General features: G+C 70.2%; 12 protein-coding genes and 1 pseudogene. 5 read left to right on the forward strand and 8 right to left on the reverse strand.

The window, feature by feature from the left end; all coding sequences use genetic code 11:
• Nucleotides 1-121: 121 nt before the first annotated feature.
• From ACQPXS_RS01775 to ACQPXS_RS01790, 4 genes are all read right to left on the reverse strand, one after another.
• Nucleotides 122-493: a transposase gene (locus tag ACQPXS_RS01775; protein WP_433446248.1), complete on the reverse strand. Its 372-nt coding sequence runs from the start codon at nt 491-493 to the stop codon at nt 122-124.
• A 3-nt stretch (nt 494-496) separates the two neighbouring features.
• Nucleotides 497-1,966, reverse strand: coding sequence for a PLP-dependent aminotransferase family protein (locus tag ACQPXS_RS01780; protein WP_433446250.1), 1,470 nt, complete (start codon nt 1,964-1,966; stop codon nt 497-499).
• A 236-nt stretch (nt 1,967-2,202) separates the two neighbouring features.
• Nucleotides 2,203-2,412, reverse strand: coding sequence for a hypothetical protein (locus tag ACQPXS_RS01785; RefSeq protein WP_433446252.1), 210 nt, complete (start codon nt 2,410-2,412; stop codon nt 2,203-2,205).
• Entirely contained in the window at nt 2,409-2,540 is a 132-nt protein-coding gene (locus ACQPXS_RS01790; RefSeq protein WP_433446254.1) for a hypothetical protein, read from the reverse strand. Before ACQPXS_RS01790 ends, ACQPXS_RS01785 begins: the two co-directional genes overlap by 4 nt.
• Between ACQPXS_RS01790 and ACQPXS_RS01795 the strand changes: the two are divergent.
• Both ACQPXS_RS01795 and ACQPXS_RS01800 read left to right on the forward strand, forming a co-directional pair.
• A pseudogene (locus ACQPXS_RS01795) lies at nt 2,533-3,362 on the forward strand (Mu transposase domain-containing protein); the annotation flags it as partial. The gene ACQPXS_RS01790 and the pseudogene ACQPXS_RS01795 sit on opposite strands and share 8 nt — an antisense overlap.
• A 246-nt stretch (nt 3,363-3,608) precedes the next feature.
• Entirely contained in the window at nt 3,609-4,706 is a 1,098-nt protein-coding gene (locus ACQPXS_RS01800) for an alpha/beta fold hydrolase (RefSeq protein WP_433446256.1), read from the forward strand.
• A gap of 266 nt (nt 4,707-4,972) precedes the next feature.
• Here the strand turns inward: ACQPXS_RS01800 and ACQPXS_RS01805 are convergent, their stop codons facing one another.
• Nucleotides 4,973-5,677 carry a dihydrofolate reductase family protein gene (locus ACQPXS_RS01805; RefSeq protein ID WP_433455656.1) on the reverse strand — a complete coding sequence of 235 codons (705 nt, stop codon included), beginning with the start codon at nt 5,675-5,677 and terminating at the stop codon, nt 4,973-4,975.
• A gap of 170 nt (nt 5,678-5,847) precedes the next feature.
• Nucleotides 5,848-6,279: a MarR family winged helix-turn-helix transcriptional regulator gene (locus ACQPXS_RS01810; protein ID WP_433446258.1), complete on the reverse strand. Its 432-nt coding sequence runs from the start codon at nt 6,277-6,279 to the stop codon at nt 5,848-5,850.
• Nucleotides 6,280-6,396: 117 nt separating this feature from the next.
• On the opposite strand from ACQPXS_RS01810, the gene ACQPXS_RS01815 reads away from it, so the two are divergent.
• Nucleotides 6,397-7,881 carry a DHA2 family efflux MFS transporter permease subunit gene (locus tag ACQPXS_RS01815; RefSeq protein ID WP_433446260.1) on the forward strand — a complete coding sequence of 495 codons (1,485 nt, stop codon included), beginning with the start codon at nt 6,397-6,399 and terminating at the stop codon, nt 7,879-7,881.
• Nucleotides 7,882-8,180: 299 nt separating this feature from the next.
• On the opposite strand, the gene ACQPXS_RS01820 is transcribed toward ACQPXS_RS01815, so the two are convergent.
• Nucleotides 8,181-8,546, reverse strand: a complete 366-nt coding sequence (locus tag ACQPXS_RS01820) for a hypothetical protein (RefSeq protein ID WP_433446262.1) — start codon at nt 8,544-8,546, stop codon at nt 8,181-8,183.
• Nucleotides 8,547-9,311, reverse strand: a complete 765-nt coding sequence (locus tag ACQPXS_RS01825) for a class I SAM-dependent methyltransferase (protein ID WP_433446264.1) — start codon at nt 9,309-9,311, stop codon at nt 8,547-8,549. It lies immediately after the preceding gene.
• A gap of 711 nt (nt 9,312-10,022) precedes the next feature.
• Here ACQPXS_RS01825 and ACQPXS_RS01830 point away from each other — a divergent pair.
• Both ACQPXS_RS01830 and ACQPXS_RS01835 read left to right on the forward strand, forming a co-directional pair.
• On the forward strand, nt 10,023-12,191 hold the full coding sequence (locus ACQPXS_RS01830; RefSeq protein ID WP_433446266.1) for a SpoIIE family protein phosphatase: 2,169 nt from the start codon (nt 10,023-10,025) through the stop codon (nt 12,189-12,191).
• A gap of 250 nt (nt 12,192-12,441) precedes the next feature.
• Nucleotides 12,442-12,687, forward strand: a complete 246-nt coding sequence (locus tag ACQPXS_RS01835; RefSeq protein WP_433446268.1) for a DUF308 domain-containing protein — start codon at nt 12,442-12,444, stop codon at nt 12,685-12,687.
• The last annotated feature ends 101 nt before the right edge of the window (nt 12,688-12,788 follow it).

Here is a 12,788-nt window from a genome sequence, read left to right on the forward strand (position 1 = left end):
GAGGCCGACCGCTACGGGAGCTGAGCTTCTGACGGTTGCGCGCCTGGTCGGCCTTGTCCGGGATGGTGCAGCGGATCCCCCGGCGGCGCAGGTATGTCCGGTTCTTCCAGGAGGCGTGCGCCTAATAGGCATGTGAGTTGGCCGTTGGGCCGATCCAGGCAGGGGCCGGGGCGACGTCTGGGATATACGCAGCGCCCGCAGCGCTTTGACAAGAGGGACGGTGTTCCAGCCCCTGCCGTATCGCGATCCGGTGCGACGTGCCGTCCCACTGCCATCGGCGGAACACGTCGTAGACCCGGCCCCACGGCCGCCCGTACTCGGCAGGCACGTCCCGCCACGGAACACCGGTCGGCCCCGGAACCGTATGCGGTCGATCAGCTGCCGCCGGAGCCAGATGGGCGGCCGTCCCACCTTCGCTCCCTTGGACAACAACGGCTCCAGCACCGCCCACTGTGCGTCCGTGAGATCTCCCCGCGCCATGAACCACGATCATTCATCACTCAAGATCCACTTTCGATACACGCCGAGAGGGCAGCACCCTGCACAGTGCGTCCAGTGCGCCTGCCCACGCGCTGTCCGAGGGCGCCGCGTAGTTGACCACCAGGGCGTCCCGTTCGGGCAACTGCCATCCGCAGTCCGCCACTTCGTAGCGGAACTGCGCCAACCCCCTGATCGGCAGACCTTGCCGGGCCGCGGCCTGGACCACCGAGCTTTCGGTTCCGCGCGGGAGTTCGAGGACCGTCTGCAGTCCTGCAGCCATCCCGGTCACACGAATGCCGGGAGCCCTCTGGCGCAGGACCTCGACCAGTTGATCGCGGCGACGCCGGTAGCGCAGCCGCATCGAGCGCACATGACGGTCGTACGCACCCGAGGTGATGAATTCCGCCAGCGTCAGCTGCTCCAGGGCGCTCGTCATGTAGTCGCCGTGCCCTTTGGCCGCCACGATCTGCGGGATGAGTTCCTCCGGCAGCACCATCCATCCGAGCCGTACCCCCGGCGCCAGGGACTTGCTCACGGAACCGAAGTACACCACCCGCTCCGGATCGAGGCCTTGCAGGGCCCCCACCGGCTGACGGTCGTAGCGGAACTCCCCGTCATAGTCGTCCTCCAGGATCAGGCCGCCCGTTGCACGTGCCCACTCGACGGCAGCCGTGCGCCGGTCCGGGCGGAGCGCGACCCCCGTCGGGTACTGGTGCGCCGGGGTCATCAGCACCGCCCCCACTTCGCGCAGTCGCGCGAGGTCGTCGATGCGTGCGCCATGGTCGTCGACGTAGAGGGGCGGGGTGTGCAGACCGGCGTTCGCCAGCAGGTCGCGAAACAGGTCGAGCCCGTAGGCCTCGACTGCCACCCCTCGCACCCGCCGTACCCTGAGCACCTGCGCCATCAGCGCCAGACCGTGATGGAAACCGGAACAGATGACGATCTGATCCGGCTCGGCGTACACCCCGCGGGCCCGCGCCAGGTAGTCCGCGAGTGCGGTGCGCAGCTCCATCCGGCCGCGGGCGTCGCCGTAGCCGAAGGCGCCGTGTGGCGCGGCGGTCAAAGCCCGGCGGGCCACGGTGAGCCACTGCGTGCGCGGAAAGGTCGCGAGGTCCGGTGCACCGGTCCACAGGCCATACCGAGGACGGGGCTCGTCCGGCCTGGCGCGAGGAGCGCCGGGCGCGGGCCTCTGCTTCTCGACCCCGGGGGCCACCCGGGTCCCGGAGCCCTGCTGGGCGGTGAGCCAGCCCTCAGCGACCAGCTCGGCGTAGGCCTCGACCACGGTGTTACGCGAGACGCCGAGATCCGCGGCGAGTGAGCGGGAGGCCGGCAGCCGACTGCCGGGCGCCAGACGCCCCGTGCGCACGACCTCCCTCAAGGCGTCCGTGAGCCCTGCGCGCAGCCCGGGTCCACGCAGCTCCAGATGCAGGTCGGCACCGAACGCGGAGGGCGGACCGGCCGCGGAATTGGTCCGAGAATCTGCCATGTAAATGAACCATACCCCCATACCATCGGCTGGCCAGTCGTCCTACTGGGCCGCGCTGCGCGCCACCGCAGCCTGGTCGCGGTGACGATCGCGCACCGTGTCGTTCCCCGAGCGTGTTCGCCGCAAGCGCCGGCTGGTCGGCGTGATCGTTTGCCAAGCTGGGAGTCGAGACCCCTGGTCGCGCTCACGGCGATGCGGGATGACCAGGCGGGTGCCACGGTAGCCCCCGTCGGAAATCACCGAGGCGTCGCCGACGGCGGCCCCAACACCCCGCGTCCGCGGGGTGTTCCGGTCTGATCGCCCAGGAGCGTGGGGTTGTCCAGCAGGGCGTGGGCGACCTGCTCGGCGGCGCCGGGCGCGTCAGCGCGCAGCGCGGCGAGCAGCTGCCCGTCGGGCCCGCCCCAGCGCAGCCAGGCGGCGGCTGGCGGCCGGGGGGAAGGCCTCACAGCGCGGTGCGGTGGGTGATCAGCGAGGAGTTCGCGGTGCCAGGAGGGCGACGCTCGCGCACCCCTGCGTTGAACCGGCGCTCCCGGCAGAGCTTGTAGGGGTTCAGTCGGCCGGGGTCCAGGGCCATTCAGCGACGAGTCTACCGGCCGTGGGTGCCCGAGCCGGGGCTGTGGATCCAGTACGACTTCGGCAACGGACCGACCATCGCCGGCCGCAAGACCATCTTGTGGTGCGCCTGGCTGGCCCGGTCCCGGTTCCAGATCGTGATCCCGATCTGGGACAAGACGCTGCCGACGGTCACCTCGGGTCTGGACGCGACGTTCCGCCGCATCGGCGGAGCGCCAGCCTACGTCCTGGCGGACAACGAGAAGTCGGTCACCACCGGCCACGTCGCCGGGATCGCCGTCCAGAACCTGGAGATCGTCGAGGTCGCCCGGCACTACGGCACGACCATAGGCGCCTGCCTGCCCGTGGACCAGGAGACGAGGGGCGGTTCCGAGGCAACGGTCCGCATCGCGAAGGCCGACCCGGTGCCGGAAGACGTCAACCTGAGCGAGCACTACAAGACCTTCGGCGAGCTGGAGGCGGCCTGCCGGCAGTTCTGCGACGAGGTCAACTCCCGCATCCACCGGTCCACTCGGCGCAAGTCGGTAGAGCGGCTCGCCGAGGAACGGCAGAGGCTGCACACCCGCTGCCCAGACGGCCGTTCACCGCCGCGTTCGGCACCATACGGCGGGTGAACTGGGAGTCCACGGTCTCGGTCGAAGGAGTCCGCTACTCCGTTCCGCACGAACTGATCGACAACCGGGCCTGGGTCCGGTTCCACGGCGACGAGCTGATCATCACTGCAGTCGGCGAGGACGGCTCGGCCCGCGAGGCCGCCCGCCACCGTCGCGGCCAGCCGGGCCCATACACCACTTCCAAGGGCGCAACCCCGACACCTGAGCGGCGGCGCGTACTGCTTCTGTGCCGTATGCCACATGAGTCGTCTTGTGATGAGCCGCACTCGCGCCCAGAAGTGCAGGTCGCGACGGCATTCCGTTGCCTCCGGGGCGGATGTGGCCGAGCGAGGTGTGACGTAGCCAACTCCAAATAAATCGACTTGTCGATTTAGATTCCTTCAGCGCGCATGAGGTTACGAGCGCGTTAACCGACGAGTCGCCGGGGGCGCGTGCGCCCCTGGAGAGGAGTCACTGTGGCGAGCATCCCTCCACAGCCTGGCGAGCGCGCGCAGCTGCGTGTGATCGATAAGTCCATCCCGCGCCAGTACCGGGTCGTGCACGGCCACCGCTGGGCGTTCCGCATAGCCGGCAAGGGCCCGGCCGTGCTGCTGATCCATGGCATCGGTGACTCGTCCGACACCTGGGCCGATCTGATTCCCGAGCTGGCTCGCCACTACACGGTGATCGCTCCCGACCTGCTGGGCCACGGGTCCTCCGACAAGCCCCGCGGCGACTATTCGGTGCCCGCCTATGCCAACGGGATGCGGGACCTGCTGGGGGTGCTGGGCATCGATAAGGTGACGCTCGTCGGGCACTCCCTGGGCGGCGGGGTGGCCATGCAGTTCACCTACCAGTTCCCCGAGCGCACCGAGCGGCTGGCGCTGGTGAGTACCGGCGGGGCGGGCCGCGGCGTCACCCCGGCGTTGCGCGCGGCCTCGCTGCCCGGAGCCCATCTGGTCCTGTCCTCACTGCGGCTTCCGATGGTGCGGACGCAGACCGTCATGGCGATCCGGCTGCTGAAACTGCTCGATACCGGGCTCGGTCAGGACGCCCCGGATCTGCTGCGGCTGGTGGACGCGCTGCCCGATGCGGCCTCGCGTGATGCGTTCATCCGCACGCTGCGCGCAGTGGTCGACTGGCGCGGCCAGGTGGTGACCATGCTCGACCGCTGCTACCTGACTGCCGGCATGCCGACCCTGCTGGTCTGGGGCTCGCGCGACCAGGTGGTGCCCGCGCGGCACGCCGAGACGGCGCACGCGGCAATGCCCGGCAGCCGCCTGGAGGTTTTCGAGGGCGCGGGCCACTTCCCCTTCCACACCGATCCGCAGCGGTTCCTGGCCGTACTGGAGGACTTCATCGCCACGACGGAGCCGGTCATCCGGAGCGCGGAGGAGTGGCGGGAGCTGCTGCGCTCGGGCGGCCCTGATGCGGGGGCGCCGACGCACCCGCGCACGGCGGTTCCCGCAGCCAGGCGCGAGAGTCCCACCTCTCTGCGAGGCTCAGGACCGTCCATATCCCGGTCCACTGCCGGGACACAGGCTCCGCCGCCGCCCCGCAGATCACTGCGGTAGCCGCCGCTGCCTTCGGCAGGCCCGGCACCGGTGTGCCCCGGTCCGCCGTGACACGCAACGTGACCTGGTCGTCGAGGCGCAGGGACGGGAGCTGCCCACCCGCCCTGAGACGGAGGTCGCCCCAATTCAGGGGTGCCATCGGCGTGGCCCGGTTGGGGGCTGCCTTGAGGCGCACAACCGTCGGCAGGTCTGCTGCACGTGTGGGTGGTTGGTGGTTGTGGGCGAGTACTGGGGACTGCAGTGTTAACCCGCCCACATCTGCGCGTTCATCCGCTGGAACGCTCGTGTCGACCGTGCTGAGGTTCCCGTGGTCTCTCTTGCCCTTTGCGCCAGAAAAGGTGGTGCATCACGCCGCTCGGGCTGGGCACGACCTCCATGTGGAACCGGTCCAGCAGCTGTTGGGGCGAGTCCCACAGGCGTAGCCCCGACCCGAGCTTCACCGGTGAGACGGCCACATGCATGGTGTCGACGAGGTCGGCGTCGAGGAACTCCCGGATGGTGGTCACGCCGCCGCCGAGCCGGACGTCCTTGCCCTGCGCGGCCTGCCGCGCTTGCGCGAGAACGGTGGCGGGGTCGCCGTCCACCAAATGGAACGTGGTGTCGGAGAGCGTGAACGATGGACGCTTGCGGTGCGTCACGACAAACACCGGCGTGTGGAAGGGCGGCTCGTCACCCCACCAGCCGCGCCACTCGTGGTCGCGCCACGGGCCGCGCTGCGGTCCGAACTTGTTGCGGCCCATGATCTCGGCGCCGATGTTGCGGCTGAAGACCCGGATGAAGTAGTCGTCGAGGCCCCGGCTTCCCCCGGGCTCGGCGCGGATGGGCCAACTCGCCGTGGCGCCGGCCCAGGCGAAGAGCCTTCCCGGATCGATGTTGTGGCCGAAAGGCCGCTCCAGGTTCTGGTCCTCGCCGGCGGCGACGCCGTCGCTCGAGACGGTGAAGTTCTGCACGCGCAGCAGCTGATCACACAGTCGTGCGGCCCACCGCGAGGCAACCGTTCGGCAGTCGATCCCGGCCGGCGACGCGCCCGCCACCACCAAGAAAGCTGCCCCCAGCGCCATCCCACCACCCAATCGACGCCCGGAAGCGAGTAACGACCAACCGCCCCATCCGCGATGGTGCGACAGCGCCGGTGTCTTCGTCAGACGGTGTGGGCGCGGATGCGCGCGAGCAGGGTCCGCAGGTGTTCGCGGTCGTCCTCGTCCAGGGCCGCGGTCGCCTCGGCGAGAGCGAGGCGGTCGACCTCCTCCGCCTCGCGGTGGCAGCGCAGCCCCTCCTCGGTGAGCCGGACCAGCAGCGCCCGCCGGTCCTGCGGGTGGCGAATCCGCTCCACCAGGCCGTCGCGTTCCAGGCTGTCCACGATCGTGGTGGCGGTGCGGGCCGCGATGCCCGCCATCTCGCTCAATTCCCGCATCCGCAGCGGCTGCCGGGCCCGCGCCAGCATGCGCAGGGCGCGCAGTCTGGCCACCGAAGCGCCCTTCTCCCGCAGTCGGGCCTCCACGAACTGCCGTAGTCGGTGCGTCGTCTCGTACAGCTCGTCGACCAGGACGTCGCTGCTGCCTTGCACTGCCATGGTGCCCAGTCTCCCCTGCCCCGCGCCGCTCTTGCACCTGTCCCGTGTCGGCCGGGCCACTGCTGCACCGTGAAAAAGCGATGTCCTGAGCAAGCACATAGTGAGTATGCTCAGCATATGCGACGACGTCCTCCCGTGCCCTTCGCCGCCCCGTCGTTCCGACTCAGCCAGCGTCTGGTCGTGCCCGTCCTTTGCGTCAGCGTCACCTTCGTCGCGATCGTCGACGGAGCGATCACCACCGTGGCACTGCCCTCGATCGCCCGTCAGTTCCGGCTGACCACCGCCGCCTTGGACGGCGTGGTCGTCGTCTACCCGGTCTGCCTCGCCATGGCCATCCCGGCCTCGGCCTGGCTGGTCGAGCGGTTCGGCGGCAAACGCGTCCTGCTGACCGCCCTGGCCGGTTTCCTCGGCTCCTCGCTGCTGTGCGGGGCAGCGCTCGGGATCGGTCAGCTCGTCGCCTACCGAGCGGTGCAGGGAGTGTCGGCCGGCGTCCTCTTCCCGGCCTCCACCGCGCTGCTGTTCGGCACCTTCACCCCGGCCGAGCAGATACGCATCTCCCGTTACATGATCGTTCCGCAGCAGATCGCCCCGGCCGCCGCCCCAGTCCTGGGCGGGCTGCTCGTAGACCACCTGTCCTGGCGGTGGGTCTTCTACGTCAATCTGCCGGTGGGCCTGCCCGCGCTGCTGTTCGGCGCGCTGTTCCTGGCCGGCGGCCGCGGCAGCCGACCAGGCCGCTTCGACCTGCCCGGTCTGCTGCTGAGCGCGGGTGGCCTCGGCACCGTGATGTTCGGCCTGTGCGAGGGGCCCAACCGCGGCTGGTCCTCCCCCACCGTCCTCACCTCCCTCGTGTCCGGCGCGGCCCTGCTGGCCTCCGCCGTCGCCGTAGAGCTGCGCACGGCCCATCCCCTTCTGCGGCTGCGCCTGTTCACCGACCGGCTGTTCCGGGACACCAACCTGATCAACCTGGTAGGCCTGATCCCCATCATGGGCGCCCTCTACCTCGGTCCGCTCTTCCTCCAGCAGGCCCAGGGCCGTACGGCGCTGGAGTCGGGCCTGACCACCTTCCCCGAGGCATTCGGCGTGCTGCTCACCGTCCAGCTCGCCGGCGCCCTGTACGCCAGGGTCGGTCCGCGCGTGATCGTGGGCTGCGGCCTGACCGGTGTCGGCGCGATGCTGCTGCTCTTCGCCGCCTGCGACACGGACACCGGTCTGTGGACTTTCCGCGGCTTGATGTTCCTGTTCGGTGCCGCGATCGGCTGCTTCTTCATACCCACTACGGTCGCCTCGCTGGCCACCGTCGAGCGGGCGGATCTGCCGCAGGCCACGATGCTGAACACCGTCGTACGCCAGACCGGCGGCGCGCTCGCGCCAGCGGCGGTGACCACGGCACTCGTGCTCGGCACACCGCCGGGCGCCGAAGCCGTACCTCCGCTGCTTGCCTACCAGCACGCCTATCTCGCTCTGGCCGCGATCGCGGCGGCGACGGCGGTCTTCGCCTTCACCCTCCCCGACGGCCCCGCCCGCGCCGCCGCCCGCGGCCCCGTCGGCGCATCCGGCCGGCCCGCCCTCCTGCGCCACCGCCGGGACCGGGTCGGCTCCTGAGCCCTCCGCGGATCAGGCCTCCGCGGATCAGGAGCCGGGCTGATCGTCGTGGTCCTGATGATCGTCCGACCCGGCTCGACGACAGGCGCATAACGGCTCAACACGGGAAGTGAACCTCGCACCCTTGCAGTGGCCGTTGACGTGGTCGTGCTGTTCAACAGCGTGCGGTGGGCCCCAGGGCAAACGGAACTGACCTCACAAGGCCGGCGGCGCTGATCGAGCCCGAGAACGCTACGGGCGCAATGTGCTCCACGCTGCCACGCTCCTCGTCGTCCGCCAGTCCGAGGACTTTATCGCTGTCAGGTGGTCGTAGCTGTGAGTGAGGCGCGAGTGGCAGTGGTGGCCTCGTCAATGAGTCTGACGGCGATGGATCGGGCGTGGGCTGCGGGCTCGGTGCTGTTGAAGATCATATTGCGGGCTATGGCGCCGTCGTAGAGCAGTGCGAGCTCTTCGCCCAACTGTTCTGGGTCGCGGGCGCCCATCTGCTGGGCGAGGGCGGCAAGCCGGCGGGTGAACTCGTTCTTGTATGAGGCAGCGAGTGCACGGACCGGGTGGTCGGGGGCGGGAATCTCGACCGCGGCATTGATGAAGGGGCCCCCGAAGTCGACCCCGACGCCTGACCGCCCATCCCCACACCCTCCGCAGGCACCCTTGGAATTGATCATCTAGGGCATTCCGCGAGCGACGGGCTCAGCGGTACCGCGCCGCGCCACGAAGACGAACTCCCTGCCCGGCCGGTCGGGTGCGTCGCGTACGTCCTCGACGACGAAGCCGTGCTCGTGCAAGTCCCGCTCGATCTCCGTACGTTCGCGGAAGCGAAGTGTCGATTCCGAGGTCAGTACGTCCCCGTCCGCAGCGAAGACGTGCGTACCGCGGAAGCTCACCAGCGGCAGGCTCACGTCTGTCAGCTCGGCCCAGGTCTCGACGTGGCCGACGCCCGGGATGTCCGTCATGCGGTATGTGGTCTCGCGCGTCCACTCCGCCCACTCCTCCCACACGCGCTGCGCCGGATCGCGCGTCTCGAAGACAAGCCGCCCGCCGGGCCGCAGCGCCTCGTACGCGCCGCGCAGCGTCGTACGCCACGCCTGCGGATCGACGATCGCCTGGGCGACGTTCCCGGTCATCGTCACCAGGTCGATCTGCATGGGCGGCAGGCCCCCCGCGTCGCCGTCGAGCCAGCGCACCCTCTCCGCACCCGGCTTGCCACGCGCGACGTCGACGGCCGCCCGCGCGGGATCGATCCCAGTGACCGTAATCCCGTGCTCGGCGAGCATCAGCGCGAACACCCCCGTACCGCACCCGATGTCCAGCACGGACCGCGCGCCGAACTCCTCCACCATCGCGAGATACGCGTCGAGATCGCTGCGGTCCGGATCGAGTGGGTCGTAGATGGCCGCGAGGCGCGGATGCCCGAACATTGCGTCAACCATGGAGGCGAACGTATGTGGCCCCGAGCCCGCACAGCCACTGCTTTTCGGGTTACGGCACCAAGCGGACGCGGTGAAGTGCGCCGCCGATCCCGACGCCCCCCTCGTTGCCGCTGCGGTGGAGGCGGATGCGCAGGATGGCGCGCTGGTGGGTCAGGGTGGTCACCCGGCGCTTCCGGGGTTCCCCAAGCGCCTCATGCTGTCTCGCCACCCCGTCTGGCGGAGAACTTTGATGCCGGGTTCAGGGACGCATACGCCTCGCGGCACGCCGCCCACCTCACTGCGGGGATGGCTTGCCCACGCCAAGATGTCGAACATAATTCGAACAAACCGGTGACTCTTGTCAGGTGTGGACCTGAGTGTCGGGGGCGCACGAAGGCCTGCCAGGCACGCGCTTTGTCTGCGGCCTGGACTCTGTCCGACTTTCGCCTCGCCGCGCGACCGTCGCCCAATATGGGCGTAGTGTCCCGGTATGGGTGACGCTCTGTGCGGCTGGTGCAGGGCTGCGCCGCAGGAGCCGATGAGGCATTACCGCCTGCGCCGCCAGCCGGCGCATCGGCAGGCACCCTGGCAGCTGGTGCGAGCGGCGGTGCCGGCCGGCCGGGAGGCCGGCGACGGCAGGTCGCCGATCGGTGCCGGACTTGGGATCGGTGGCAAGGCCGCTCGCGCTCGCTGCAGGTGCACGCGACCTGGTCCTTCCGGCGTCCGTTGGAGATGAGGGGCGTGCAGCAGCTTGCCGACTTCGCCCCTGGCTCCGGCCCTGGCCTGGAGCAGCTCGATGCTCCCCTGGCAGATGTCATGCGGGACACCGGTGCCTCGGTGGGTCTGCTGTATCTGCTGCCGCCCGGTGAGCGGGTGCTGCAGCTGACGGTGATATCCGGGGTATCCCAGCAGATCGCGGCCCCCTGGGCGCGGGTCACGGTGGGCGCGCCGCTGCCGGCGGCGGACGCGGTACGACAACGGCGCATGGTGTGGCTGAGCAGCCAGGAGCAGGTGGCACGCTGCTACCCCCAGCTCGCGCTCGTGCTGCCCTACGAATTCATGTTGGCTGCTGCCCCGGTCAGCTGTGGCACCAGCGTATGGGGGGCCCTGGTACTGCTGTGGCCCATCTGGCACCCGCCGCAGCTGAGCTCCTGTGAACGGGATGCGCTGGACAGGTGCTGCGAGTGTGAGGGTGTGCTCCTGCAGCAGGCTGCCGGGCAAGGGCAGCCGTTGTTGCCCGCAGACCAGCCGCGGGTTTTGGCTCCCTTGCGCTCCGGCCGCATGGTGTCGGGCGAGGCACCGGCCGCATTCGACTTCGCTGAACGGCTGCCGCAGGGCTGCTGCGCACTCGATCTGGACGGGCGGGTCACGTTCATCAACACCGCGGCCGGCGACCTGCTCGGCGCGGGGGTCGGCGCCTTGCTGGGCAGCCGTCCCTGGGAGAGTCTGCCGTGGCTGCACAACCCCCTGTTCGAAGACCGGTACCGGGCGGCGGTGGTCAGTCGCAGGCCCACCTCCTTCACCATGCTTCGCCCGCCGGACCAGTGGCTGCACTTCCAGCTCCATCCCGATGACAGCGGCATCAGCATCCAGATCACTCCGGTCCCGGCCGAGGACGCCAAGCCCACGATGCCGTGGCAGCACGCCCCATCGGCGCCGGAAGTCGGGGCGACAGCCCTGTACCACCTCACCCATCTGGCGGCCGGCCTCACCCAGGCCATCGGTGCGGACGACGTGGTCGAGCTGGCCTGCGACCAGATCGTCCCCGCATTCGGCCCCCATGCCCTCGCTCTGCTGACCCCGGAGGAAGGTCGCCTGCACGTCGTCGGCGCCTTCGGCTTCAGCGCCGAACTCACCGAAATCTTCGACTCCCAGCGCCTGGTCTCCGACACTCCCGCCGTCCGGGCCCTGCACACGGGCGACCCAGGCTTCTACGCCACCTTCGCCGACCTCAAACGCACCTATCCCCCAGCCGTCCACAAGGACGAGCTGCCCGCCTGCGCAGTCCTGCCCCTGATCGCCTCCGGCCATACCGTCGGCACGCTCATCCTCGGCTACGACCGGCCCCGGCCCTTCCCCGCGCCAGAACGCGCCATTCTGGCCTCACTGGCCGGACTGCTCGCCCAAGCCCTGGACCGCGCCCGCCTCTACGACATCAAGCACCAGCTTGCCCGCACCCTACAATCCGGTCTGCTGCCCCACACTCTCCCCAAGATCCCCGGTCTGGATGCCGCAGCCCGCTACCTGCCCGCCGGCCACGGCAGCGACATCGGCGGCGACTTCTACGACCTCATCCCCTGCGGCGAAGCATCCGCAGCCGCGGTGATCGGGGACGTCCAGGGCCACGACATCACCGCCGCGGCCCTGATGGGACAAGTCCGCATCGCCGTCCATGCCCACGCCATCGCCTGCACACCCCCCGGCGAGACCCTCGCCCGGACCAACCGTCTCCTCATCGACCTCGACGCCGGCCTGTTCACCAGCTGCCTGTACGCCCACCTCGACCTCGCGCACCACCGCGCCTGCCTCGCCACCGCCGGACACCCCCCGCCCCTGGTCCGCCGCCCCGACGGCCACACCGAGATCCTTCACATGCCCCCTGGCCTGCTCCTGGGCATCGATCCCGACGCCGCCTACCCCACCATCGAGATCCCGCTCCCACCCGGCGCCCTCCTCGCCCTGTACACCGACGGGCTCATCGAAGCCCCCGGCACGGACATCGGCGACGTCACCGCCGACCTCGTCACCTGCCTTGCACACGCACCCCACCAAGCCATCGACGCCCTCGCCGACACCCTCCTCGACCACTGCGCCACGCCACGCCAAGACGACATCGCCCTGCTCCTTCTCCGGGCAACAGGACCCCACAAGGCGATCCGACGCGCTGGCCTGCGCGAGTGAGTCGGTGTCTCGTGAGACACATATCAGCCTGGAGAACCGGGGCTGGTGTGGCCGAGTTTGGCGAGGTCGGCGGCGCGCTGCCCGGCGGGCTGGAGTTCGGCCCAGGGGTGGAGGGCGGCGCCGGTTTCGTGGGTGATGGTGCGGTGCGGTTCGGTGCGCGGGGCCGGTGGCAGGGAGGCGCTGGACGGCTTCGGGGCCGTGGTCGCGGCGGGCGGCGGCGAGTTGCTCGAGGTCCCGGACCATCGAGCCGGTGACGGTGTTGCGTTCGCACGCGTGGTGGTGGCGGGCCTCGGCCATCGTGTCGGTGGCGGCGGGTGTGCTGTTGTGGCTGCGTCCGGAGGCCGGTGCGGGGGCCATGGCGCTGGTTCTGGGTGTGTATGCGCTGATCGCGGGCGGCCTGTGGCTGGCTGCCGCCTGGCGGGAGTACCGCACCCGCACCGGGCACGGTGCCCGGTCGTGGACCGGGCCGGCGTCCGGTGCCCGCGTGGGCCACTGACCCTGCCCCCAGGGGTAGCCCAGGCGTGGCGCACTGCAGGCCCGCGGGGCGTGCGGTGCGCCATGGATGCTGGAAGGCAGGTGAGCATCGTGACGCGGCGG

Origin of the sequence: Streptomyces sp. CA-142005 (genome assembly GCF_050942335.1) — a bacterium.
GTDB lineage: Bacteria > Actinomycetota > Actinomycetes > Streptomycetales > Streptomycetaceae > Streptomyces.

Bases quoted from the DNA above. Each gene is read 5' to 3' on its own strand.
- ACQPXS_RS01775 (WP_433446248.1), bottom strand. From the start codon at position 493: ATGATCGTGGTTCATGGCGCGGGGAGATCTCACGGACGCACAGTGGGC.
- ACQPXS_RS01780 (WP_433446250.1), bottom strand. From the start codon at position 1,966: ATGGCAGATTCTCGGACCAATTCCGCGGCCGGTCCGCCCTCCGCGTTC.
- ACQPXS_RS01790 (WP_433446254.1), bottom strand. From the start codon at position 2,540: ATGGCCCTGGACCCCGGCCGACTGAACCCCTACAAGCTCTGCCGGGAG.
- ACQPXS_RS01810 (WP_433446258.1), bottom strand. From the start codon at position 6,279: ATGGCAGTGCAAGGCAGCAGCGACGTCCTGGTCGACGAGCTGTACGAG.
- ACQPXS_RS01815 (WP_433446260.1), top strand. From the start codon at position 6,397: ATGCGACGACGTCCTCCCGTGCCCTTCGCCGCCCCGTCGTTCCGACTC.
- ACQPXS_RS01820 (WP_433446262.1), bottom strand. From the start codon at position 8,546: ATGATCAATTCCAAGGGTGCCTGCGGAGGGTGTGGGGATGGGCGGTCA.
- ACQPXS_RS01825 (WP_433446264.1), bottom strand. From the start codon at position 9,311: ATGGTTGACGCAATGTTCGGGCATCCGCGCCTCGCGGCCATCTACGAC.
- ACQPXS_RS01830 (WP_433446266.1), top strand. From the start codon at position 10,023: ATGAGGGGCGTGCAGCAGCTTGCCGACTTCGCCCCTGGCTCCGGCCCT.